The sequence below is a fragment of the Streptomyces sp. NBC_00569 genome (assembly GCF_036345255.1).
Taxonomy (GTDB): Bacteria; Actinomycetota; Actinomycetes; order Streptomycetales; family Streptomycetaceae; genus Streptomyces.
The window spans coordinates 7,837,035-7,861,335 of record NZ_CP107783.1; the positions used below are offsets into that span (position 1 = coordinate 7,837,035).

Annotated in this window: 18 protein-coding genes; 14 read left to right on the top strand and 4 right to left on the bottom strand. The window is 72.9% G+C overall.

Features of this window, described 5'->3' with window-relative positions; all coding sequences use genetic code 11:
• Positions 1-46: 46 nt before the first annotated feature.
• The gene (locus OHO83_RS35290) at positions 47-5,104 is read left to right on the top strand and encodes a hypothetical protein (protein WP_443066105.1); all 5,058 of its coding nucleotides are present in this window, start codon (positions 47-49) and stop codon (positions 5,102-5,104) included.
• Here the strand turns inward: OHO83_RS35290 and OHO83_RS35295 are convergent.
• The gene (locus tag OHO83_RS35295; RefSeq protein WP_330280269.1) at positions 5,067-5,771 is read right to left on the bottom strand and encodes a hypothetical protein; all 705 of its coding nucleotides are present in this window, start codon (positions 5,769-5,771) and stop codon (positions 5,067-5,069) included. The genes OHO83_RS35290 and OHO83_RS35295 overlap by 38 nt on opposite strands.
• A 21-nt stretch (positions 5,772-5,792) precedes the next feature.
• On the opposite strand from OHO83_RS35295, the gene OHO83_RS35300 reads away from it, so the two are divergent.
• The 5 genes from OHO83_RS35300 (at position 5,793) to OHO83_RS35320 (ending at position 15,142) form a co-directional block, all read left to right on the top strand.
• Positions 5,793-6,977, top strand: a complete 1,185-nt coding sequence (locus OHO83_RS35300; protein WP_266668489.1) for an ATP-binding protein — start codon at positions 5,793-5,795, stop codon at positions 6,975-6,977.
• A gap of 6 nt (positions 6,978-6,983) precedes the next feature.
• A complete protein-coding gene (locus OHO83_RS35305; protein WP_330280270.1) occupies positions 6,984-10,757 on the top strand; it encodes a DUF5682 family protein in 3,774 nt (1,257 codons plus the stop codon).
• A 77-nt stretch (positions 10,758-10,834) separates the two neighbouring features.
• Entirely contained in the window at positions 10,835-12,919 is a 2,085-nt protein-coding gene (locus OHO83_RS35310) for a hypothetical protein (protein WP_330280271.1), read from the top strand.
• A 124-nt stretch (positions 12,920-13,043) separates the two neighbouring features.
• Positions 13,044-13,595, top strand: a complete 552-nt coding sequence (locus tag OHO83_RS35315; RefSeq protein WP_266668486.1) for a TetR/AcrR family transcriptional regulator — start codon at positions 13,044-13,046, stop codon at positions 13,593-13,595.
• Positions 13,592-15,142 carry an MFS transporter gene (locus OHO83_RS35320; protein WP_329436036.1) on the top strand — a complete coding sequence of 517 codons (1,551 nt, stop codon included), beginning with the start codon at positions 13,592-13,594 and terminating at the stop codon, positions 15,140-15,142. Before OHO83_RS35315 ends, OHO83_RS35320 begins: the two co-directional genes overlap by 4 nt.
• A gap of 133 nt (positions 15,143-15,275) precedes the next feature.
• Here OHO83_RS35320 and OHO83_RS35325 read toward each other — a convergent pair whose 3' ends face one another.
• Entirely contained in the window at positions 15,276-15,905 is a 630-nt protein-coding gene (locus OHO83_RS35325) for a lysophospholipid acyltransferase family protein (protein ID WP_266676198.1), read from the bottom strand.
• Positions 15,906-16,233: 328 nt separating this feature from the next.
• Here OHO83_RS35325 and OHO83_RS35330 point away from each other — a divergent pair, with 328 nt between their 5' ends.
• The 3 genes from OHO83_RS35330 to OHO83_RS35340 all read left to right on the top strand — a co-directional run bounded on the left by OHO83_RS35330 (position 16,234) and on the right by OHO83_RS35340 (position 18,571).
• Positions 16,234-17,415 (top strand): glycerophosphodiester phosphodiesterase, encoded by a 1,182-nt coding sequence (locus tag OHO83_RS35330; RefSeq protein WP_266668484.1) that lies wholly within the window; start codon positions 16,234-16,236, stop codon positions 17,413-17,415.
• A 102-nt stretch (positions 17,416-17,517) separates the two neighbouring features.
• The gene (locus OHO83_RS35335) at positions 17,518-18,036 is read left to right on the top strand and encodes an RNA polymerase sigma factor (protein WP_266668483.1); all 519 of its coding nucleotides are present in this window, start codon (positions 17,518-17,520) and stop codon (positions 18,034-18,036) included.
• A 37-nt stretch (positions 18,037-18,073) separates the two neighbouring features.
• Positions 18,074-18,571: a GNAT family N-acetyltransferase gene (locus tag OHO83_RS35340; RefSeq protein WP_266668482.1), complete on the top strand. Its 498-nt coding sequence runs from the start codon at positions 18,074-18,076 to the stop codon at positions 18,569-18,571.
• Positions 18,572-18,586: 15 nt separating this feature from the next.
• On the opposite strand, the gene OHO83_RS35345 is transcribed toward OHO83_RS35340, so the two are convergent.
• A complete protein-coding gene (locus OHO83_RS35345; protein ID WP_266668481.1) occupies positions 18,587-19,039 on the bottom strand; it encodes a hypothetical protein in 453 nt (150 codons plus the stop codon).
• A 1-nt stretch (position 19,040) separates the two neighbouring features.
• Positions 19,041-19,400 (bottom strand): hypothetical protein, encoded by a 360-nt coding sequence (locus OHO83_RS35350; protein ID WP_330280272.1) that lies wholly within the window; start codon positions 19,398-19,400, stop codon positions 19,041-19,043.
• Positions 19,401-19,940: 540 nt separating this feature from the next.
• On the opposite strand from OHO83_RS35350, the gene OHO83_RS35355 reads away from it, so the two are divergent.
• The 5 genes from OHO83_RS35355 (at position 19,941) to OHO83_RS35375 (ending at position 24,263) form a co-directional block, all read left to right on the top strand.
• Positions 19,941-20,978, top strand: coding sequence for a methionine ABC transporter ATP-binding protein (locus OHO83_RS35355; protein ID WP_266668479.1), 1,038 nt, complete (start codon positions 19,941-19,943; stop codon positions 20,976-20,978).
• The gene (locus tag OHO83_RS35360) at positions 20,975-21,724 is read left to right on the top strand and encodes a methionine ABC transporter permease (RefSeq protein ID WP_266668478.1); all 750 of its coding nucleotides are present in this window, start codon (positions 20,975-20,977) and stop codon (positions 21,722-21,724) included. Before OHO83_RS35355 ends, OHO83_RS35360 begins: the two co-directional genes overlap by 4 nt.
• Positions 21,725-21,798: 74 nt before the next feature.
• Positions 21,799-22,629 (top strand): MetQ/NlpA family ABC transporter substrate-binding protein, encoded by an 831-nt coding sequence (locus tag OHO83_RS35365; protein ID WP_266566441.1) that lies wholly within the window; start codon positions 21,799-21,801, stop codon positions 22,627-22,629.
• Between the two features lie 22 nt (positions 22,630-22,651).
• The gene (locus OHO83_RS35370; RefSeq protein WP_266668477.1) at positions 22,652-23,485 is read left to right on the top strand and encodes a MetQ/NlpA family ABC transporter substrate-binding protein; all 834 of its coding nucleotides are present in this window, start codon (positions 22,652-22,654) and stop codon (positions 23,483-23,485) included.
• Between the two features lie 130 nt (positions 23,486-23,615).
• A complete protein-coding gene (locus OHO83_RS35375; RefSeq protein WP_266668476.1) occupies positions 23,616-24,263 on the top strand; it encodes a GNAT family N-acetyltransferase in 648 nt (215 codons plus the stop codon).
• Positions 24,264-24,301 lie beyond the last annotated feature (38 nt).

The following is a 24,301-nucleotide window of genomic DNA, read 5'->3' on the forward strand; positions in this document are numbered from 1 at the left end:
GGGTACGGCGGCTTCGGCGGGCGAGGCAGCGGGGGAGCGGGGCACGATGGGCACGGGCGACGGCACGGTCGACACGGGAGCACTCCTGGAGGCGGGCGCCGTCCTGCTCCCCGGCGCGCACAGCGGCGAGGACGCCGACGACCTCACGGCCCGCACGTACACCCACCCCGTCCTCGAAGGGCGCACTGTCGTGCGCCTCGTGCCGGGCACGCTCGGCGACGCCGAGGACCTCGCCCTGGACTTCCTCGGGCTGCGGCGCGAGAGCGTCCGTGACGGGCTCGGCCAGGTACGCCGCGAAACCCTCGGTTTCCCCGCCTGGGCCCTGGTGAACGACCCGGAGAACGGGCACCACGCCCTCGCCCTCGTCAAGGACGTCGAGCGCCTCGCCCGCATGGCCAAGGCCCGCGCGGGCGCCGCCAAGGACGGGTTCGAGGAGCTCGGCGAGCGCCTCGGGCGCTCCGTCCCGCACTTCCTGCCCACGTACTACGAGGAGGCGGGCCGCGCCTTCCTCCGGCACGAGAACACCACCTATGCGGCTGCCCTCTTCGGCAAGGCACGCGAGGCCGAGCGCGTCCACAGCCTCGTCGTGGACGAGCAGCGGCAGCGCGCGGTGTTCCTCGAGTTCGCCTTCGCCGGCGCGCTCACCGTCAAGGCGCTCAAGGACCATGTGCGGGACCTGACACAGCGTCTCGCGCCGCAGGCGGCCTGGGAGCAGTACCGCAGGCTCATCGTCGAGCGCTGCGGCGCCGGGATGCCGCCGTACGCCGCCCTGCCGCAGGATGCCCGCAAGCTCATCAAGGCCGCCGGACTTGACCGGGTCGAGGAGGAGTGCCGACTGCTCGCGGACCTCCTGGCGTCCCCTGCGGTGGTACGCGCGCCCGGCACGTTCTGGACGGCGTACCGGCCCACCCTCCTGGTCCTCGCGGCGCAGGAACCCGCCGTCCGTGAGCGGCTGCTGGAGATCATGCCGACCGGGTTCGGACACGACAACGGCTCCGAGGGCGACTGGCTGGAGCTGCTCGCCGAGACCGGCGCCGATCAGCTCCTCACCGACCCGGCCCCGGACGCGGCCGTCGACGCGGGGGACTGGCTGGCGCGCTGGTCCACCCACCTGAAGGGCGGCTGGCGCGGGGTGCGCCGCTCCCCGATGACGTACGGCCTCGTGGAGCGCATGGCGGCCCGCCTGCGCGCCGAGGGGCGGCCGGTCGACCTGTTCCGCGGGCGCGGCTGGCGCAGTTGGGCCGACCTGGACCTCATCGACGTGTGCCTCGCGTCGGGCGTCGCCGTGGCGGACCCCGCGCCCCGCACGGACGGTCACGGGATCGGCCTCGACGACTGGTTCGGCGGACCCGACACAGGCCGCAGCGACCTCGCCGCGGTGGCCGCCGACGCGCGGTTCAGGCCCCTGCTCAAGGAAGCGATCGGCGGCAACTCCCACCGCAGCGTGGGCGGTCGCAAGACCCTCGCCGTCGCGGAACACCCGGTCCTGCGCCCGCTCCTGGCCGAGTGGCTCACCGAACAGGCCGAGGCGTTCACCGCGGCGGCGGGCCTGCCCGGCGCCCGCTCGGCACTCCAGCACCTCAGGCGCTTCCGGTCGGTCGCGGCGGACGTGGCGCCCGACGCCGTCGCCCGCGTCCGCGCCCACGACCTCAGCGGCAACCTCGGCCGCACCCTGCGCGCGGGCATCGTCGACGAACTGGGCTGGCCCGCGCTCGAAGAGGCCATGCAACTGCTCGGGCCCGTGCCCGAGCAGCGCCACGGCGGCGGGCTCACCGTCCAGGAGGCCTGGCCCGCGCTGATCGTCGCCCACCGGGACAAGGCCGTCGTCGCGGGACCCGACGGCATCCTCCTCGAACACGACCTGCGTATCCCCGGCAAGCCCGACCACTGGCGGCAGCCCGCCTTCCGCTTCGTCGGCGGTGAACTTCTCGTCACCTGGTGGCACGAGGGCAAGCAGCGCGCCTACTGGTCCTCGCGCCCCGCCGACGTCTTCCACCTCGGCGGCGAGTCGGCCACCCAGTGGCGCGCACACACCCTGGACGCCTCCCTGCCCCTCCCCGACGGCGGCCGCAGCACCGGCGCCCGCCCCCTGCACGCGGGCGACACCACCCTGCCCAAGGAACACCGGGTCAGCGGCGACGGCGTGAACCACTGGCGGCTGCGCACCACGAGCACGGCCAGCACATGGATCGAGTACGACCCCGCCACCGGCGCCACCGGCCGCTCCTCGCTGCCGCCGCTCCTCGCGGGCGCCGTGCATGACGAAGGACGGCTGCGGCAGGCCGACTGCCAGGTACTGCCCCTCCAGGCGGGCCTGGAGAACAGCCCCCTGGGCACCGACGGCACGGTCGTCGGCCGTTGGGTCCGCAGCGACGGCGCCGCAGACGGCGTGGAGGAGCGGCTGACGGCGGGTACGCCCGACGGTCGCGAGGTCACGCTGCCCGCCCGCTTCAGCGGCGGCGGCGCCCCCGTGCCGCTCGGCGCGCTGCGCCTGCCCGGCGGCGCGGAGCCCGTACTCGCCGTCGCCGGAACCCAGTTGGGCCTCTACGCGGACGGCGCCGGGCCGGCCGAGGGATCCTTCGGCGACATCGTGACGTCCCGCGCGGGCGCGCAATACGCGGCCGGCACGCCGCTCGTCCCGCCCGCGCCGTTCTGGCACGCCATGCGGGCCCGCGACGCGGACGGTTCCAAGGCACTGCGCGCGTTCGCCGACGGGCAGGCCGCCGCACTGGCGGACGACGCGGCGGCAGCGCTGGCACAGCACCGGAGGAAGACCACGGGCGAGGCCAGGACCGGCCTCACGGACGAGCAGAAGCAGGCTGCGTCCGACCAGTTCGGCCGCGACCTGCTCGCCGCGACCGAGCGCGCCCTGCCCGCGATCGGGCACCCGTCGCTGCATGCGGGCATCGGCGCCATCACGCTCGCCATGGTCCAACTCCGCGAATCCGTGGCCGAGTTCACCGACCCTCAGGCGGCGGCCGCACGGCCCGTCGCGGCGCGCAGGCAGGAGATGTTCCACGACTTCTCGCCCCACGACGGCGACGACCGGACCCTGCTCAGCGCGATCCGCGGCGTCCTCGGCCACACCGTTCACGGCCACTGGAGCCCCGGCACCTGGAGCACACTGCGCCAGATCAGGTCCGTCGGCCACGTCATCGCGGGCAAGGCTGCCGAAGGCACCCCGCTGCCCGGCGGGCACGACCTCACGAAGCTCACCGGCGGCTGGACCACGGACGAACTCACCATCCCGAGCTGCACGTCCACCTGGCTGAGCGTCCTGCGCCACCTGCCCGCGCTGGCGTACCGCGCCACCGTCCCCGGCATGGACGAGACCGACAGATCCGCGCTCCTGCACCTCCTGGACGCCGTCGCCGAAGGCGCCCTCGCGGATCCGCACCGTCAGCTGCGCAGCGTGGAACTCCGAGAGAAGGGCGCCTACCGGCCACGCGCCGGCCAGGTCCTCCGCCTGGGCGACCGCACCGTCGCGATCCTCGCTGCGGTCCGCACGCGCAGTCACGACGACGGGGTGGACTGGCTGGCCCTCGACCACGACCCTTCGGGCGTGTTCGGGCCGGTCGCCCACTTCATCACCGGTGAGGCACAGCGGATCCCCGGCACACTCACCGGCGACCGGATCGCGTCGCTCGCCGCCCTCGTTCGTGAGCGCGGTGCCACGCCCTGGCACGCGGAGAACGCGACCGCACTGGCGGCCGCGCCAGGCTGCGGCCCGGTCCAGGCGGCGCTGCTCCTCGCGGGGCGCCCCTCCGGCGTCCTCGCCGACGACGTCGCATCCGCCGAGTGCCAGGCCCGCTCCGGGCTCACCCGCACGCAAGTGGAGGCGGGTCACGACCGCCTGACCGCCCTCCCATGGCAGGACCGCGTCGATGTGGTCACCGCGCTGCTCCCCGAGACCGTCGCCGACCTCTGGGAGACCGGGCCGGCCGTCGAGGCCGCCCGCAAGGTCTGGACGGAGCGGTTCGGCACCCTCGTACGCCTCCCCGAGGACATGGAGATCTCGCTGAACGGGGTCTCCACCATCGGCAACGCCGAGGCCGTGCTCAACCCCCGGCACACCCCGTGGCTCAGCCGCACCACCGTCCAGCGACTCCACACGGACGGCCGGTTGACGGGCGATGACGCCACCGCGGTACCGCACGTCAGGGACCTGGTGCCCGCTGTGTCCGCCCTCGGCGCGCTCGCCTACGGCTTGCCGTACGGGCACCCGCTGCGCGCCGCCCTGCCCGTCGCCCTCGAGGCCCTGCGCACCCGGCTCGCCGACCCCGGGCTGCTGCTCCAGCTCGGCCTCGCCTGGACCGAGAAGGGCGACGCCACCGCCCCCGAACTGCGCAAGGCGTACGGCATGCCCGAGGCGGGCGGCGCCGGAGCGGACGGGCTGACGCGGGTGGGCGCGGCGTTCGTGGTCCACCCCTGGCACCGGCAGGAGGCCGTCCTCCTGCGCCCGGCCGGCCTCACCGGCCCCGACGACCCGGCGCTCGGCCTGATCGAGGGCCTCACCGGATACCGCGCGGACGCCCCACTACGGGCGATCAGGGCGGTACTGGGAGACGGGCTCGGCCGCGCGGTGTCGGCGGGCGCGCCGGGTGTGGACGGGCCGGGTGCGGGTGGACGGGAGGCAGGACGTGAGGGCTACGCGCAGGACCCCACGCGCAGTGTCCCCGGCCTGGTCACCGAGGTCGCCGAGGCGCACGGCATCGGCGAGGACGCCGCCGCCCTCTACCTGCAACTGCTCGCCCTGCCCGACCCGACCGACCGCAACAGCGCACGCTGGACCGGCTGGAAGTCCACCCGCATGAAGAAGGCCCGCGCCGAACTCGCCGCGACCGCACTGGTGGTGCAGGCGAAGCGCACCCGCGCGGGCCGCGGTCTGTTCCTGCCCGGCGCCTGGCTGGCGCTCAAGGCGCCCGCGCTGCCCGTCGAGTCCTGGAAGCGGGACCTGTACGACATCCCTGGCCACACCGCGACGGTCCCGCTGCGGCCCGTCCCGGAACTGTTCACCCGAGCGTGGGACCGGGTGCGCGCCGGCGACGTCCCGGCCTTCGAAGAACTCACGACCCGCGCGACCCGGAAGGGGCGGCGCCGATGAGGAGGAGGACGCGCCGGGTCACCTCGGCGGTGCGTGGCTTGTGGCGTCGGATCGCGCAGCGGGCAGTGATGACCGGGGTAGTCCGGGTCGCCCCGGCGGTGCCTGGCTTGTGGCGTTGGGGCGTGCGGCGGGCAGTGACGACCGGGGTAGTTCGGGTCACCTCGGCGGTGCGACACATGCGACGGCCGGTCACGCAACCGTCGCTGGCCACCACCGAACCCGTCCCCACCGCGCCGAGCGGGCCCACCGCGCCGAGCGGGCCCACCGCGCCGAGCGCGCCGACCGTCCCGACCGCGCCGAGCGGACGGTTCCGGGGCACGCGGCTGCGGGGTTGCCGCCTGATGAGCACGACGACCGAATCGGTCCTGGCGGCGCACTGGGGAGACCGTGCAGCCTCGGGTGTCCTGGCGACGCCGACCACGACCGTCCCTGTTCCGACCGCCTCGACCACGCCGACCGTCCCGAGCGCGCCGACCACGACCGTCCCTGTTCCGGCCGTCTCGGCTACGCCGACCGTCTCGACCATTCCGAGCGCGCCGACCATCCCGAGCGGGGCGACCGCGCCGACCGTCCCCCGCGCGCGGTGTCGGGGTGCGCGGCTGCGGGAGCGTCGCCCGATGAGTACGACCACCACCGAGTCCGTCCCGGCCGCGCAGTGCGGGGCCACGCAGCCGCGGGAGCGCCGCCGATGAGCACCACGACCGACACCGTCCTGGGCACGATGCCCGCCGCGCCGCGGCAGATCGTGCCCCCCGAGGAGTTGTACGCCGACGAGCTCGCGTTCCTCGCCGCCCATGACTCCGGCCCGCGCCCTCCCGGCTGGCGGCTCACCCCGCGCGCCGTCGTCACGTTCGTGATGGGCGCCGACGAACCGCTGCGCCTGCCCGAAGGCGCCGACCCCGGCGAGGGCGTGCCGCGCCGGCTCGCCGTCCGGCGGAAGTTCGTCGGTGAGCGCGCCCTCGTGGAACGCTGCGTCGTCACGCTCGCCGGCGAGCGCGGACTGCTCCTGGTCGGCGAGCCCGGCACCGCCAAGTCGATGCTGTCGGAACTGCTCGCCGCCGCCGTGAGCGGCACCAGCGCGCTCACTGTCCAGGGCACCGCCGGCACCACCGAGGACCAGCTCAAGTACGGCTGGAACTACGCCCTGCTGCTCGCCCAGGGTCCGAGCCTGAAGGCACTCGTACCCTCACCCGTGCTCGCGGCCATGACCCAGGGCGCCGTCGCACGCGTGGAGGAGGTCACCCGTTGCCTCCCCGAGGTGCAGGACGCCCTGATCTCCCTCCTCTCCGAACGGCGCATCGCCGTCCCCGAGCTGGCAGGCACGGACGCGGCCCAGGCCCACGCGGCCCCCGGGTTCAACGTCATCGCCACCGCGAACCTCCGCGACAAGGGCGTCTCCGAGATGTCCGCCGCGCTCAAGCGCCGCTTCAACTTCGAGACGGTCGGCCCCATCGGCGACTTCGACGCCGAACTCGACCTCGTACGCCGCCAGTCGAAGGCAGCCGTCGAACGGGCGGGAGCCGTGTACCAGCTCGACGACATGGTCCTCGACGTCCTGGTCACCGCTTTTCGCGAGCTGCGGTCGGGCCGCTCGGCCGAGGGCTGGGAGGTGGAGCGGCCGTCCACCGTGATGAGTACGGCCGAGGCCGTCTCCGTCGCGACGGCGCTCGGCGTCGCCGCCGCCTACTTCCCCGGTGACCGCGACGCCCTCGCCCTCCTGCCGGGCCACCTCACCGGCGTGGTCCGCAAGGACGATCCGGCGGACGCGGCGCGGCTGCTCGGCTATTGGGACGGTGCGGTGCGGCGCCGTGCCGAGGAAGGTTCCGCGACCTGGCGCACGCTGTGGGACCTGCGCTCCGTCCTGGAGGGCTGACCCACCATGACCACCGACGCGGGCGCGGCCGTCGACGCGCTCACCGATCCCGACGGGCCCTACCTCATCGGCGTACGCCACCACGCGCCGTCGCTGGCCGCGGTCGTCCCCCGACTCCTCGACGAGGCGGCCCCGGACGTCCTGCTGGTCGAACTCCCTTCCGAGACACAGGAGTTGCTGCCCTGGCTGGCGCACGAGGAGACGGTGGCGCCGGTCGCGCTCGCGGCGGTGCTCGACGGGGAGGCGGAGTCGGGCCCGGCGTTCTACCCGTTCGCGGACTTCTCGCCGGAGCTCGCGGCGTTGCGCTGGGCCGCACGGAACAGCGTCCCGGTGCTGGCCTGTGATCTGCCACTGGCGGAACGGGCCTGGCGGGAGCCGCGCGTAACGCGCCCGGCGGAACAGGCATCCGCCCCCGCCGGACGCAGGCGGAGTCTGCACGACGCGGTGCGTGGACGGCTGACCGGCCGCGACGGCGACGACCTCTGGGACCGCCTCGTGGAGGCACCCGCCCCGGGCGCCACCCCACAGGCCCTGCGCCGCGCGGCGCTCCTCACCGGCTGGGCCCTGCGCCGCGACGCACAGGACGGCCCGGGAATCGACCCGCTCGACCTCGCCAGGGAAGAGTGGATGCGGGCCCGCCTGCGGGAGGCGGCACGAGGCGGGCGCAGGGCGGCGGCGGTGATCGGGGCGTTCCACGCGCCCGCGTTGAGCGCGCGGGCGCTGAGGGACGAGGAGCCGGGGGAGTCGGTCGCGGGGCCGTCGGCGGGGGTGCTCGGCGGGCCGGTCGCGGAGGCGTCGGCCGGGGCACCCGCAGAGTCGCCGGAGACCAGGCCCGGCGCCGGACCGTCGGCAGCCGCCCCGCCGTCGGTCGAGTCGCAGGCCCGGGTGCCCGCCGAGCCGCACGCGGAAGCCCCGGCGGGGGCGGCATCGCGGGCGGCGGCCACCTGCGCCGTCTCCTTGATCCCGTACACGTACGCGCTGTTGGACGCCCGTTCCGGGTATCCGGCCGGGATCCGTGACCCCGAGTGGCAGCACCAGGTCCTGGAGTCGGCGGGGGACCCGGCCGCGGTCGGTGAGACGGCCCTGCGCTGCGCCGTCCGCGTCACCGGCGAACTGCGCGCCCAGGGCCACCCGTCGGGTCCGGCGGACGCCCGCGAGATCCGCCGCGTGGCGGGCGACCTCGCAAGCCTGCGCGGGCTGCCCGCGCCGGGCCGGAGCGAGTTCGTCGAGGCCGTGCAGACCGTGCTGGCCCAGGGCGAGCCGCTGGGTCGCGGACGCGCCGTCGCCCGCGCGCTGGAGCGGGTCCTCGTCGGCGAGCGCACGGGCCGCGCCGCCCCCGGCGCACCCCGGGGCGGACTCGCACCGGCCGTCGAGGCGGAGCTGGCCGCGCTCGGTCTGCCGGGCCCGGCGAGTGGCGGGCGGGAGAAGGAGCTTCGGCTCGACCCCCTGCGTTCCGACCCGGACCGCAGGCGCGAGGTGCTGCTGCGCCGCCTCGCGCTGTGCGGCATCCCGTACGCGCAGGAGACCACTGTCGGCGGGGCAGGCGGGGCCGACGCGCTCACCACGCGCTGGACCGTGCGCTGGACGCCCGCCACGGCGGCGGTCCTCACCACGGCGACCACCCGGGGCGTCACCCCGGCGCAGGTGGCGGAGGGCGTGCTCCGCGCACGCCTCCGTGCCGCCCACGCGGAGGGCGGCCCGACCGCGGCGCAGGCGCTGACCACGCTCGGTGAGGCGGCCGCATGCGCGCTGTCCGCACTCGCGGCCGAATCCCTGGCAGAGGTCACCACGGTGCTGCCCGCCATCGGCACCCTCCCGGAACTCCTCAGGGGCCTCGACCTCACCGACCGCCTCACCTCGGGCCACATCGCGGGCCTGGCCGTGCCGGACGCCGCCACTGACCCTGCCGACGCCCCCACCGCAGACCTCACCGCCGCCCCCACCCCCTGGCCCCACGCGCTCGCCGATTGCGCCGACCTCCTCACCGTCGCCGCCGTCCGCAGCCTCGACGGGCTCGCCGGCTCCGAGGACCCGGACGACGCCCGCGCTCTGGTCGAACTCGCGCGGCGTGCCGACGTGTTCGGGGGAATGCGGCTCGCCGACTCGCTGGCGCGGCTGGCCGACGGCGGAACGCCGCTCATGCGTGGCGCCGCGGCCGCGGTGCGCGTTCTGCTCGGGCACACCCCCGCCACCGTCTTCGGCGCACGCGCGGCGTCCTGGGTCGACACGGCCACCGATCCCGGCACCCGCGCGGAGCTCACCGCCCAGCTGACCGGCCTGCTCACCGCTGCCGGATCCCTCCTGGAGACGGCTCCCGAGGCGCTCGCCCCGCTGCTCGACCGCGTCGGCGAACTGCCCGACAGCCCCTTCCTCGAACGGCTCCCCGCCCTGCGCGGCGGGTTCGACACGCTCAGCCCGGCCGCCCGCGACCGGCTGCTCACCGTCATCGAGGAACGCATCGACGGCACCCTCGATGCCGACCTCCCCCCGGACACGGACGCGCGGACCCTGGCCGCGTGGACCACCGCGGATCTCGCCGCCCGAGAGGCGCTGGCCGCGCTCGGCCTCCTGCCCACGGCGCCGGACACGCACGACCGCCCTCACCCCGTACCCCCATCCGCTCCCACGCCCGTGACCGCTCCCGTTCCCGTCCCCCCGACCGGCGACGCCCGGATCGCCCCCGCCGAGCGATGGCGCCTCGTCCTCGGCCGGCGAGGAGATCAACTCCCTCAGGGCATCGCCCCGTTGGCGACCGCCTTGGACGAGCTGTACGGGAAGGGCCGAGGCGAAGGCGCGCGCGGCGATCTGCCCGGCGGCGCGGGCGGCCGGGGCGGGCGCGAGGCGCCCTACCCCGGTGTACGCGAATGGGCCGAGGAACTCACGGCGCTCTTCGGCCCCGGCATCCGCGAAGAGGTCCTCGCCGCCGCGGCCACCCGCGGCCGCACGGACGTCGTGTCCGCGCTCGACCCCGAAGCCGTACGCCCCTCCGTGGAACTGCTGCGCACCGTCCTCCAGCACGCGGGCGGCCTGCCCGAGGCCAAGCTCGCCGCCCTGCGCCCCCTCGTAAGGCGACTCGTCGACGAGCTCACCCGCACCCTCGCCACCCGCCTGCGCCCCGCACTCACCGGCGCGGCGACCGCCCGCCCGACCCGGCGACCCGGCGGCAGACTCGACCTCGCCCGCACCCTGCGCGCCAACCTCGCGACGGCCCGGCGCACCGACGACGGACGGATCCACGTCGTCCCCGAGCGCCCCGTGTTCCACGGAAGGGCCCAGCGCTCGGCGGACTGGCGGCTGATCATCCTCACGGACGTGTCCGGCTCGATGGAGGCCTCCACCATCTGGTCGGCGCTCACCGCGTCGGTCCTGGCCGGCGTGCCCGCGCTGTCCACGCACTTCCTGGCGTTCTCGACGACAGTCCTCGACCTGACCGACCACGTCCACGACCCGCTGGCCCTCCTCCTGGAGGCACGTGTCGGCGGCGGCACCCACATCGCCGCCGGACTGCGCCACGCGCGCACGCTCGTCACCGCGCCCTCGCGCACCCTCGTCGTCGTGGTCAGCGACTTCGAGGAGGGCTACCCCGTCGGCGGCATGCTCGCCGAGGTACGCGAACTCGTCGGCGCGGGCTGCCATGTACTGGGCTGCGCGAGCCTCGACGACGCCGGGCGCCCCCGCTACTCCACCGGCATCGCGGGACAGCTCGTCGCCGCGGGCATGCCGGTCGCCGCACTCAGCCCGCTCGAACTCGCCCGCTGGGTAGGGGAGAAGATCCGTTGACGACGCCACACTCTCAGCCGCGGTCTCACCCGACGCCGCAACTTCCTCCGGTACCGCCAGAGGTCACCGCCGCCGTCGTGGCCGCGCTCTCCCCGCGCCTGCGCAAGCGCCTCGACGCGGCTGTCGAGAAGCTCGCCGCGCGACCGGTGACGTCCGACGGCGGCATCTGCCGTATCGCGGTCGACGACGAGACCTTCGTCGAACTGCACGCACCCGGAGGCACGGTCACGGCCGAGGACGCGATCCGCTGCGGCTGCCTGCTCGCCCCGGCCTGCGTGCACCGGGCCGCGGCGGCGGCCCTCGCACCGATCGCGGACGACACATCCGCACCCGCCCCCTCCGACGCGCCCGATCAGCCGTCCCCGCCGGCCCCGGACGAGGCGGACGCAACCGCACCCCCCACCGAGCCGACCGAAGCCCGCACCTCACCGCCGCCCGCCTCTGAGCCCACGAGGGTTGCGCCGCCCACCCCTGGGCCGCCCGCCTCTGAGCCCACGAGCTCTGCGCTGCCCACTTCTGCGCCGCCCGCCTCTGAGCCCACGAGCTCTGCGCCGCCTACCTCTGGGCCGCCCGCCTCTGAGCCCACGAGCTCTGCGCCGCCTACCTCTGGGCCGCCCGCCTCTGAGCCCACGAGCTCTGCGCTGCCCACTTCTGCGCCGCCCACTTCTGCGCCCACCACCCTTCCGCCCACCACCTCCGCGCCCACCACCCTTCCGTTCACCGGCTCCGCGCCCACCACCCCGTCCCAGGCAGCCGCCGCCGAAGCCCTGTGGCAGGCCGCCGTTCTCGTCCTCGACGCCGGTGTCGACGGCGCCGGTGCCGTGCTCCAGGCCGGTCTGCTCAGGGCCGCCCACACAGCCCGCCTCGCGGCCCTGCCCCGGCCCGCGGCCGCCGCGATCCGTACGGTGAACGGCCTGCGCGCGGCCCGCGCCGCCGAACCCGGCCACCGAACAGCCGAACTGGCCGACGCCCTGGCGGAGTTGCTCGCCACCGCGTACGGGCTGCGCCGACCCGGGACCCCGGACGCGCACGCCGCCCTGCGGGGAACGGCGCGCCGCGCCTACGCGCCGGGCGGCTCGCTGCGGCTCTACGGACTGTTCACCGAACCCGTCCTCACCTCGACCGGCCACGCGGGCGTGGTCACCTGGACCGCCGACGCCGCCGGCCGCCTCTACACCGTTCCCGACGTGGCCCCCGGGGGACCGGCGAGGGCCAGGAACGCCGGTGACCGAGCCGTCAGGATGGGCGACACCGCACTCACGCACCGGGACCTGGCCCGCGCCGGGCTCGTGGTCTCCGGGGCGACCGTCTCCGCCGACGGGCGGCTCGGCGCGGGCCGGGGCGTGCGGGCCGCGGCCGCCGCGGGAGCCGACTGGACCGCGGAACCGCTCGCGGCTCTGTGGTCCGTCCCCGTGGCTCACCAGGTGGCGCGCGCCCTCGCCGCTGGAGCCGCCAAAGCCCCCCGGGCCACGGGAGAGGACCTGCTGTTCCTCGACGCCACGCTCACCGGCGTGGCCCGCGAGGCCGGCGGTGACTGCCTCCTGGCCGAGTGCGACGGGCTCACCGTGCGGCTGACCGCCGCCGACGACCACCCCGAGCTGGCCCACCGCGAGAACCTCGCCCTCCTCGCCACGGCCTCCGGGACCAGAGTCCGTGCGGTCGCGCGCCTCGTGCCCGCCGGGCATCCCCGGGCCGCCCTCCTCGCCGTCCGTCTCCCCACGGGCCGGTACGACCTCGGCCTGGACCGCCTCCAACGCCAGGACGTGACCCCCACATCACCCCTGCCGGAACCCGCACCCGGCCCAGTCCGCCCCACCCCCTCCGCTCCCCTCCACATCCTGCGCCGCCGCACGGAACAGGTGGTTGTCGCGGGCCGCCGAGCTCTGACGCACGCAGCACCGGCCCGTCCGCACACCACGGCACGGCACACCACGGCACCGCACGCCACCACACCCGACACCGCGCTCCTGCGGCGTGCCGGCCTGTCCACCGCCGCCGAGCTCCTCGACGCGATGCGCAGATCCGCGGCCGAGCGGGGCCGCGACGGGTTCGGCCGCCTCGTCTCGGCGGACACCGACGCCTTCGCCCGTGCCTGGCTCGCCACGGCCCGATACCTCGACGAGGCGTCCACAGCCCTGTGCCGCGAGGCCTGGCGGACCTGACCCGAGCCCGCGAACCCCTCTGGCGCGCCCGCCCCGCCCCGATTCGCCCCTGTATAGCCAGCCCCTGTGAGACGTCTACGGCCTGCATGAGACAAACATGTCTCACATGGTCTATCCTCGTCTCATGTCAGTCGACCGAGACCAGGTGCTGCGCACCGCAGCCGCCCTGCTCACCCGCAAGGCCACGGCCACGATGGACGAGGTGGCCAGGGCGGCCGGTCTCAGCCGCGCCACGCTGCACCGGCACTTCGCGGGCCGGGACGCACTCGTCCGGGCCCTCGAGGAGTTGGGGATCCAGGAGTGCGAAGCGGCTCTCGACGCCGCCCGGCTCGACGAGGGCAGCGCCGACGACGCCGTACGCCGGCTCGTGGCGGAGGTCCAGCCGTGCGCCGGACTCCTCGCCTTCCTCGTCACGGAGAACCAGCTCTTCGAGGGCGAGTCGCAGAACGAGGGCTGGGCCCGGCTCGACGCCCGTATCGCCGGGCTGTTCACGCGCGGCCAGGAGCGCGGCGAGTTCCGTATCGACCTGACACCCGCGTGGCTCACGGAGGCGCTCTACAGCCTGATCGGCGGGGGCGCTTGGGCCGTACAGGACGGCCGTGTGGCCGCCAAGGACTTCCAACACATGATCGTCGAGCTTCTGCTCGGCGGCGCCAGACGGAGAGTGGAACCATGACCAGCACACACCAGCGCACATTCGCGGCGGAGGTGGAGCCGAGGCCCGGACGAGGACGATGGCTCGCGCTCTCCGTCCTCGTGCTCGCGGTGCTCCTGGTCGCGGTCGACGCGACGGTGCTCGGTCTCGCGACGCCGTACATCAGCGAGGACCTGGAGCCGACCGGTACGCAGCTCCTGTGGATCGGCGACGTCTACTCGTTCGTGATCGCGGGACTCCTGGTCTCCATGGGCAGCCTCGGCGACCGCATCGGCCGTAAGAAGCTGCTGCTCACCGGCGCGGTTGCGTTCGGTGCCGTCTCGGTGCTCAACGCGTACGCGACGAGCCCCGAAATGATGATCCTGGCCCGGGCGCTGCTCGGTGTCGCGGGTGCCACCCTGATGCCCTCGACCCTCGCCCTGATCCGCAACATCTTCACCGACCCGCGCGAGCGTTCCCTCGCCGTCGGCATCTGGGGTGCGGCGGCCTCGGCGGGCGCGGCCGTGGGTCCCGTCGTCGGCGGTTTCCTGCTCGAACACTTCTGGTGGGGCTCGGTCTTCCTGATCAACCTGCCCGTGATGGCGGTCCTCGTCGTCGTCGGCGTCAAGCTGCTGCCCGAGTCGAAGAACCCGGCGGGCGGCCCGTGGGACCTGATCAGCGTCGTCCTGTCCCTCGTCGGCATGATCGGCGTCGTCTACGCGGTCAAGGAGGCCGCGTCGCACGGCCTCGGCTGGCAGGTGCCGGCGTCCGGCGTGCTCGGACTGGCCGCTCTGGCGTGGTTCGTCCGACGCCAGCTCACGCTGCCCGCGCCGCTCCTCGACATGCGCCTGTTCCGCCACCGCGGATTCTCGGCCGCGGTCCTGGCCGACCTGCTCACCATCCTCGGTCTTTCGGGTCTGGTGTTCTTCCTCTCCCAGTTCCTGCAACTGGTCCAGGGGCGCGGTCCGTTCGAGGCCGGTCTCGCCGAACTGCCCGCCGCCATCGGCGCGGTGGCGGCCGGGCTGGTCGCCGGCAGGGTCGCGCGCCGGTTCTCCGTGCGCTCCGTCGTCGCGGGCGGCCTCGCCGCGGTGGGCCTCGCCCTGGCCGGGCTGACCGGGCTGAGCCAGTCGACCGGTTATCCGCTGCTCGGGTCGGTGCTTTTGATCGTCGGCGTCGGCGCGGGGTTCTCGTTCACCGTCACGGCCGACGTGATCCTCTCCAACGTGCCGAAGGAGCAGGCGGGCTCGGCCTCGGCGGTCTCCGAGACGGCGTACGAGCTGGGCGCGGCCCTCGGTATCGCCCTGCTCGGCTCCATCGTCACGGGCGTCTACCGGGACTTCACGGCCCCGGCCGGCACCCCGTCCGAGGTGGCGTCGGCCGCCCACGAATCCCTGGGCGGCGCGGTCGATTCCGTCTCGGCGCTGCCCGCGCACAGCGCGAGCGAACTGATCTCGGCGGCGCAGGACGCCTTCGTCGACGGGCTGCGGGCGGCCGCGGGGGTCGGCGCGGCGGTACTCCTCGCGACGGCGGTGGCGGCGTGGTTCCTGCTGCGCGGCCAGAAGCTGGAGGACGGCGTCGAACACCCGTGACGGACGCGGCCGTACGGATGACGACACGGCCGTACGGATGACGCACCATCACCTGGCGTCGAGGCGTCCATATGTATGACGAAGGGCCGCACCCACCGGGTGCGGCCCTTCGTCATGTTCCAGTGCGACCCGCTCAGGCGGCCTTCGCCTTGGTCGCGTACATGTCCACGTACTCCTGGCCGGACAGGCGCATGACCTCCGCCATCACCGAGTCCGTCACGGCGCGCAGCACGTAGCGGTCGCGGCCCATGCCGTCGTAGCGGGAGAACTCCATCGGCTCGCCGAAGCGGACCGTGACGCGGCCGGGCCGCGGGAGGCCACTGCCGCCCGGCTGGAGCTTGTCCGTGCCGATCATCGCGAACGGGACGACGGGCGCGCCCGTCATCAGGGTCAGCCGGGCGATGCCGGTGCGGCCGCGGTAGAGCCGGCCGTCGGGGGAGCGGGTGCCCTCGGGGTAGATGCCGAAGACCTGGCCCTCCTCCAGGACGCGACGGCCTGTCATGAGCGCCGCGACACCGCCGTTCGCGCCGTCCCGGTCGACCGGGATCATGCCGACGCCGGTGAAGAACCACGCCATGACGCGGCCCTTGACGCCCTTGCCGGTGACGTACTCGTCCTTGCCGATGAACAGGACCTGACGGTCACAGACGATCGGCAGCACGATCGAGTCGATGAAGGTCAGGTGGTTGCCCGCGAGAATGACCGGACCGGTGCCCGGGATGTTCTCGGCGCCCTCCACACGGGGGCGGAACATCAGGCGCATGATCGGTGAGAGCACTGCCTTGATGAACGCGAAACGGGACAACGGGCCCTCCGGTGTCAAGGGGTGGCGGCCTAAGCCGTGGTTGATGAGCTGAAGTCTGTGCAGGTGAGGACGATACTCGCGGCCCCCGGCCCGTTGCACATCGGGTTCACGCACTCGATACGCAGTGTTGACCCGCATTTACGCTCCGTTGGCCGTCATCCGGCGCACAGGAGTCACCCCGCATCACCCTTCCGTTCGGCCCAGGGTCTCCCACTGGTCACTCCCGCACACCTACGATCGGTTGCGCTTTGACAGGTGCAAGGCAGCGATGTGGGAGGAGTGCTCAATGGGGATGCGGAAGTCTCAGGAGTCCCGGGGGTCGCAGCTCGGCCGCCGTTCGGTACTGGGTGCGGCGGTGCTCGGCGCGGGCGGAGCCGTCCTGGGCGCGCCCGGCGTGGCGAGCGCCGACGAGCGCAGCGGTGGCGGACATCACGGTGGCGGTGGCTACAAGAGCCTGCCCGCGCCGACCGTCATCGCCCACCGCGGTACGAGCGGCTACCGACCGGAGCACACCTTCGGCTCGTACCAGCTGGCCCTGGACATGGGTGCGCACGTCATCGAGGCGGGCGACCTCGTGCCCACCAAGGACGGTCACCTCGTATGCCGTCACGAGCCGGAGATCGGCGGGACGACCGACGTTTCCGCGCACCCCGAGTTCGCCGGCCGCAAGACCACGAAGAGCCTTGACGGGGTCGCCACCACCGGTTGGTTCACCGAGGACTTCACGCTCGCCGAGCTGAAGACCCTGCGCGCCAAGGAGCGCATCCCCGGCAACCGCCAGCGCAACACCCTCTACGACGGCCGCTGGGAGATCCCCACCTTCGAAGAGGTCCTCAAGTGGCGGGAGCGGCAGAGCCGCGAGCGCGGCAAGGAGGTGTGGATCCACGTCGAGACCAAGCACCCCACCTACTTCCGCAAGCTCGGCCTCGGCCTGGAGGAGCGCGTCGCCACGCTCCTGCGCAAGTACGGCGTCAACAAGAAGAACTCGCCGGTCTTCCTCCAGTCCTTCGAGCCGACCAGCATCCAGCGCCTGAACAAGCTGGTCGACAACCCGCTCGTCGTGCTCCTGTCGACGGCGAACTCCCGCCCCTGGGACTTCGTCGACGCGGGTGACCCGCGCACCGTCGCCGACCTCATCACCCCCGAGGGCCTCGACGAGATCGCCTCGTACGCCCAGGGCATCGGCCCCACGCTCGACCTCGTCATTCCCAAGGACAAGGACGGCAAGCTCCTCGCGCCCACCACGCTCGTCAAGGACGCGCACGCCGCGGGCCTGATCCTGCACCCGTACACGATGCGCAACGAGAACACCTTCCTGCCCGCCGACTTCAAGAAGGGCACCGACCCGAACGCCTACGGCGACGCGTTCGGCGCCTTCAAGGCCTACCTGGCCACCGGCATCGACGGCATCTTCTCGGACAACTGCGACACGGCGCTCCTCGCCCGCGAGGACTTCCTGAAGGCCTGACCTCCGTCAGCGCGCCGTCAACACCGCGCACCCCGGCCCCGGTTGGGGTGACGCGCGGCCGCCCCGGCAACCACACGCCCGGGCGGCCGCGTCCCGCCCGGCATGACGTACGACCTGGTCATCGACACCCTGCGCCCGCTCATCGCCGCCGAGGTCTCGGCGGAGGCCCACGCCGGCGCGGGTGAACCCGGCGACCTCGAACAGGCCGTCTGGCTGCGCCTGCTGGAGCGTATCGACTCCGACGGCCCGCCCGCCGACCCCGTCGCCTGGCTCACAGCCGCCGTCAGTTCCGAGGCCCGCCGCACCCGCCACGCCGCGCTGCGGGAGATTTCGTACGTCACCGAGCCCGCCGACGACTTCGAACACGGCCCGGAACAGCGAGCACTGACCGGTGACCGCCACCGCGCGCTGCACGCCGCAGTGCGCCGGCTGCCCGGGCGCTGCCCCCGCGTCGTGGCCGCCTTCCTGTCGCCGCAGGACCTCACCTACCGCGAGATCGCAGGCGAGTTGGGTATCTCACAGGGCAGCCTCGGTCCGGAACGTTCCAGATGTCTGGGATGCCTGCGCAGAATGCTGGCAGCGGAGGTTGCGGCTCCTGAACCCTGGGGAAAGGAGCGATAGACAACCGGCGGAGCAGGTGAGCGGGAGGCATGCACACATGGGCATGAGCGTGATCATCTCTGCGGCGACCGAGCAGGACGCCGAGAAGATCCTCAAACTTCAGTACCTGTGCTACCAGAGCGAGGCCGAGCTCTACGGCGACTACTCGATCGAGCCGCTGACGGAACCGCTCGACTCCGTCAGGGCCGAACTCGCGGGCGGCACGGTCCTGGTGGCCCGGCTCGGGGAGGAAGTCGTGGCCGCGGTGCGGGGCACCATCGACGCGGACGGCACGGCCCGGATAGGCAAGCTCGTCGTGCACCCGCGCATGCAGCGCCACGGCCTGGGCGGGCGGCTGCTCGACGCTGTCGAGACGAAGCTCGGCGCGGACGGTGCCGCCAAGCGTTTCCAGCTGTTCACCGGCCACCGCAGCGAGCACAACCTGCGGCTCTACCGGAAGCACGGCTACGCGGCCGTGTCCACGAAGCGCGTCGACGAGCGGCTCACCGTGGTGACGCTCGCCAAGGACGCGGAAGCGGGTGCCTTCGTCGCTTAGAGGGCCGGCAGTTCCCTAGGGCCCTGCCGGCAAGCCCTGGGCGGCAGTCCTGCGCGCCTTGTTGAGCCAGAACATGGCAGTCACCGGGAGCAGTACCGGAATGAACAGATAGCCCATGCCGTAGTCCGACCAGACCGTGGCGTCCGGGAACGCCGACGGGTCCGCCAGTGTCCACGTCCCCACGGTCAGTACGCCCACGAGCTCGGCGGCGCAGCACACCAGCGCCGCCCTGCGGGCCTTCTCCCCACCGCGCACGAGTGAGTACGTGATGAAGCCGTACACGATGCCCGCGAGCGCCGACAGTGAGTAGGCGAGCGGCGCGTGGCCGAACTCCGTCGAGATCTGGACGGCCGAGCGCGAGACCGCGCCGACCACCATCACGCCGTACAGCCACACCAGCAGCGTGCCGGGGCCGCTGGTCAGTCTCTGCGGCTTGCTGCCGCTCTCGCTCTGTGAGGTCACGGACACCTCAGCCTCCCCAGATGTCGTAGAGCCGCACTTGCAGGACGGCCAGCACGATGCCGCCGGCCGCCACCGTCGCCGAACCCCAGCGGGTGCGCTCGGCGAGCGACATGAAGCCGGCCGCCGGAATGCACGCGAAGGCGCCGATCAGATAGGCCACGAAGATCGTCGTGCCCTGGTCGGGCTTCTCGCCGCGCGCCAGCTGCACGATGCCGACGATCAGCTGGACCGTGGCGAGCAGCGACACCACGGCCATGCCGATGAAGTGCCAGTCCTTGGTCGGCTGGTCGCGGTAGGCGGCGAAGCCGCACCAGGCGGCGAGCGCGAGCGCGGCGACAGCGGTCGCGACCGTCAGGGCATCAAGCATGCCGAGACCCTATTACGGCCGAAAAGGCCCGCTGCGCGCGGCCCCGCCACCGTGGCGTTGGCCACAGCGCGCCGGGTGCCGGGCCGGGCGTGGAGGACGGCGGGAACCACCTCCTGCCCCTGCCCGCACTGGCCGCACGGGTCACTCGGGCGGGGGCCGGGCCGGGCAGTCCACTGTCCAGGGCTGTCCGCTATTCGGACAGCGGTTCGGGGATCCGGGCGCACTTCTGCTTTACTTTTCGCATGACCACGACGAGCAGCCGCACCCTTGCGACCGAGGCGACGATGACGCCCGGTGCTCGTTGTATGTGTCGAATGTGCGCCTTCTGAGGGCCCCCGCACCGCCTGTTCTCGCGCCCCGAAGCGAAACGCCGCGCCCTGTCCGTGCTCATTCCGTACGTGACCGGGCCGCCCCGCGCACAGTCTCCCCCCGGTTCCACCGCCACAGCGAGAACCGTGCTGCGCCCAGGCCGATCCCGACCATGAATGCCCGCCGCAGGCGCTCACCCGCGCCGCGCAATCGACAGTGACGGAATCCCACGTGATCACCACCCAGGGCCTCACCAAGGTCTACCGCTCGAGCGGTCGAGAGGTCACCGCCCTCGACGGCGTCGATCTGCACGTCCGCGAGGGCGAGGTGTACGGCGTCATCGGCCAGTCCGGCGCCGGCAAGTCCTCCCTCATCCGCTGCGTCAACCTCCTGGAGCGTCCCACCTCCGGCACCGTGACGGTCGCCGGACAGGACCTCACCGCCCTCGTCGGCCGCGGCTCCCGCGCCGGCAAGGAGCTGCGCGAGGCACGCAGCCGTATCGGCATGGTCTTCCAGCACTTCAACCTGCTGTCCTCGCGCACGGTCCAGGACAACATCGAGCTGCCGCTCGAGATCCTCGGCAAGTCGGGCAAGGAACGCTCCCGCAAGGCGCTGGAGCTCCTCGACCTGGTCGGGCTCGCCGACAAGGCCAAGGCCTACCCGGCCCAGCTCTCCGGCGGCCAGAAGCAGCGCGTCGGCATCGCCCGCGCCCTGGCCGGCGACCCGAAGGTGCTGCTCTCCGACGAGGCCACCAGCGCCCTCGACCCCGAGACCACCCGCTCGATTCTCCAGCTCCTGCGCGACCTCAACCAGCAGCTCGGCCTGACCGTCCTGCTCATCACGCACGAGATGGACGTCGTCAAGACGGTCTGCGACTCCGCCGCCCTCATGGAGCGCGGACAGATCGTCGAGTCCGGCACGGTCGGCGAGCTGCTCGCGACGCCCGGCTCCGAGCTCGCCGCCGCGCTCTTCCCGGTCAGCGGTGACGCCTCCGGCGCGGACCGCACGGTCATCGACGTCACCTTCCACGGGGAGTCGACGACCCAGCCGGTCATCTCGCAGCTGTCGCGCACCTACAACATCGACATCTCGATCCTCGGCGCCGCGATGGACACCGTCGCGGGCAAGCAGGTCGGCCGCATGCGCATCGAGCTGCCCGGCCGATTCGACGAGAACGTCGTGCCGATCGGGTTCCTGCGCGAGCAGGGCCTCCAGGTCGAGATCCAGGGTCACGAGCCCGTACTGCTGAAGGAAGGTGTCACCAAGTGACCTGGTCGGAGATGCAGCCGCTGCTGTCCCAGGCGTGTTGGGACACCCTCTACATGGTCGGCTGGTCCACGCTGATCGCGGTCGTGGTGGGCCTGCCCCTCGGCGTCCTGCTGGTCCTCACGGACCGCGGCGGCCTGCTGCAGAACGCCGTGGTGAACAAGGTCATCGGGCAGATCGTGAACATCGTCCGCTCGATGCCGTTCCTCATCCTGATGGTCGCCCTGATGGGCTTCACGCGCTGGATCGTCGGCACCACCATCGGCCGCGAGGCCGCCATCGTGCCGCTCGCCATCGGCGCCATCCCGTTCTTCGCGCGACTCGTCGAGACCTCCGTGCGCGAGGTCGACGGCGGTCTGGTCGAGGCCGTGCAGTCGATGGGCGGCAACACCTGGACCGTGGTCCGCAAGGTCCTCGTGCCGGAGTCGCTGCCGTCGCTGATCTCGGCCACCACCACGACGATCATCGCGATCATCGGCTACTCCGCGATGGCCGGCACGGTCGGCGCGGGCGGCCTCGGCGACCTCGCGATCCGCTACGGCTACCAGCGCTTCGAGGCCGAGCTGATGTGGATCATCGTGGCGATCCTCGCCGTCGTGATCGCACTGATCCAGTTCGCCGGCGACAGCGGAGCCCGCGTCCTGCACCGCCGGAGCGGCAAGGGCGGCGAACCGCTCCGCTTCCGCGCCTTCGCCGGTCTGCTGGGCGGTGTCGCCACCGCGGAGGCCACCCCGGCCAAGACCCGCTGACCCCCTGACCCGCTGATCACTGTCTCCCCGCCCCACCCGGCGGGTTGCACCACCCATGGAGAAAGGCACTTTTCGTGCGTAACACCACCAAGATCACCGCTGCTGTCCTCGCCACCGGCGCCCTCACCCTGGGCCTGACCGCCTGCGGCTCCGACAAGGGCGACACCAAGGCCAAGGCCTCCGACCCGCTCGTCGTCGCGGCGACCCCCGTCCCGCACGCCGAGATCCTCGAGTACGTGAAGGCCCACCTGGCGAAGAAGGCCGGCCTCAACCTCGAGGTCAAGGAGTTCACCGACTACGTCACGCCGAACACGGCGACCGAGGACGGGTCCGTGGACGCCAACTACTTCCAGACCCAGCCGTACCTGGAAGACTTCAACAAGAAGAACGCCACGCACCTCGAGTCCGTCGCCACGGTCCACCTCGAGCCGCTCGGCCTCTACTCCCAGAAGGCCAAGGCGCTCGGCGACCTGAAGAAGGGCGGCACCATCGCCCTCCCGAACGACGCCGACAACGAGAGCCGCGCCCTGCGCTTCCTCGCCGCCAACAAGCTCATCACGCTCAAGAGCGGCTCCGAGGCCACCGCGACCCCGCAGGACATCGCGAAGAACCCGAAGGACCTCCAGTTCAAGGAGGTCGAGGCGGCCCAGACCCCGCGCTCCCTGCAGGACGTCGACGCCGCGGTGATCAACGGCAACTACGCGATCGGTGCCCACCTCAACCCCGCCAAGGACTCCCTCGCCCTGGAGTCCACGAAGAACAACGCGTACAACAACGTCCTCGCCGTGAAGAAGGGCAACGAGGACGACCCGCGCGTCAAGAAGCTCGCGAAGCTGCTGACGTCGCCCGAGGTGAAGAAGTTCATCGAGGACAAGTACAAGGGCTCCGTGCTCCCCTCCTTCTGAGCCGGGACACGAGCACCTACTGATGCGCGCCGTCACGATCCCCGCAGCCGTCATCGCCGGAGCCCTCGCGCTCGGCCTGACGGCCTGCGGGTCCGGCGACCCGGGGTCCGGCTCCGGCGACAGGAGCGGCAAGCTCGTCGTCGGCGCCACCCCGACGCCGGCCGGTGAAGTCCTCGCGTACGTACAGCAGCACCTGGCGAAGAAGGCCGGACTCGACCTGGAGATCAAGGAGTTCACGGACTACGTCCTGCCGGACACCGCCCTCCAGGACGGCACCCTCGACGCCAACCTGTACCAGCACAAGCCCTACCTGGACGACTTCAACAAGTCCAAGGGCACCACCCTGAGCGCGGTGGCCGAGGTGTACCTGCCGCCCATGGGCGTCTACTCCGAGAAGACCGACGACGTCACCGGCCTCCGTCACGGGGCGACCGTGGCACTGCCGAACGACACCACCAACGAGGGCAGGGCGCTCGAACTCCTGGCCTCCAAGGGCGTCATCGGGCTCAAGAAGGGCGCAGGCGCGAACGCGAGCCCGCAGGACATCGCGTCCAACCCGAAGAAGCTCGTCTTCAAGGAGCTCGAACCGGCCCAGCTGCCCCGCTCGTTGGGGGACGTCGACGCGGCGGTCATCAACAACAACTACGCGCTCGACGCGAACCTGAGCCCCGAGAAGGACGCCATTCTCGTGGAGTCCGTGAAGGGCAACCCGTACAACAACGTCCTCGCCGTCAAGCAGGGCAACGAGGACGACCCCCGGGTCAAGAAGCTTGCCGGGCTGCTGACTTCGCCCGAGGTGAAGAGGTTCATCGAGGACACGTACAAGGGCTCGGTGCTTCCGGTCGCCGCCGGCTGACACCACCCGCAGCCACCGCACCTGCACGGGGTCCTCTTCCGCACCGGGAGAGGACCCCGTGGTGCGGTTACGTGCCTTCATGCTGCATGCTGGGCACTTCACCAGGCCATGAAGGTTACGGAGCGGCGCCATGACGACTGGTACTCGGGGCTTCCCGGACATCTCCATCAGCACGGAGCGGCTGGTCCTGCGTGCCCTCGAGGAGGACGACGCCCCCGCCCTCGCCGAGATGATGAACGACGAGATGGTCGCCGCCTGGACGTCGGTGCCCCAGCCCTTCGGTGAGGACCAGGCCCGCACCTGGATCACCCGGTACGCCCCCACCGAGCGCATCGCGGGCCGCGGCCTCGACCTGGCCGTCACCGAGTTCCTCACCCAGCGCCTGGTCGGGATCGTCCAGCTCGGCAAGACGAACTGGCACGTGGGCTCCACCGAGCTGTCGTACATCATCGCGCCCTGGGCCCGCGGCGAGGGCTACGCGTCCGAGGCGGCGCTCGCCACCGCCCGCTGGCTCTTCCGCGAGCAGGGCCTGGAGCGCCTGGAGCTGCGCACCGCGGCCGACAACACCGCCTCCCAGCAGGTCGCCCAGAAGATCGGCTGCATCAGCGAGGGCGTCCTGCGCAACGCGTGCATAGCGCGTACCCGTACCGAGGACGGCGGCTGGGAGGACCTGCGGACCGACTTCATCGTGTGGAGCCTGCTGCCCGAGGACCTCGACGGCGTCTCCGACGAGTTCGCCGAGACCGGCGGATACACGACCTTTCCGGACTGGAACTGACCCCGAAGGTCGCACCCAGGTACACCAGGTACGCTCAC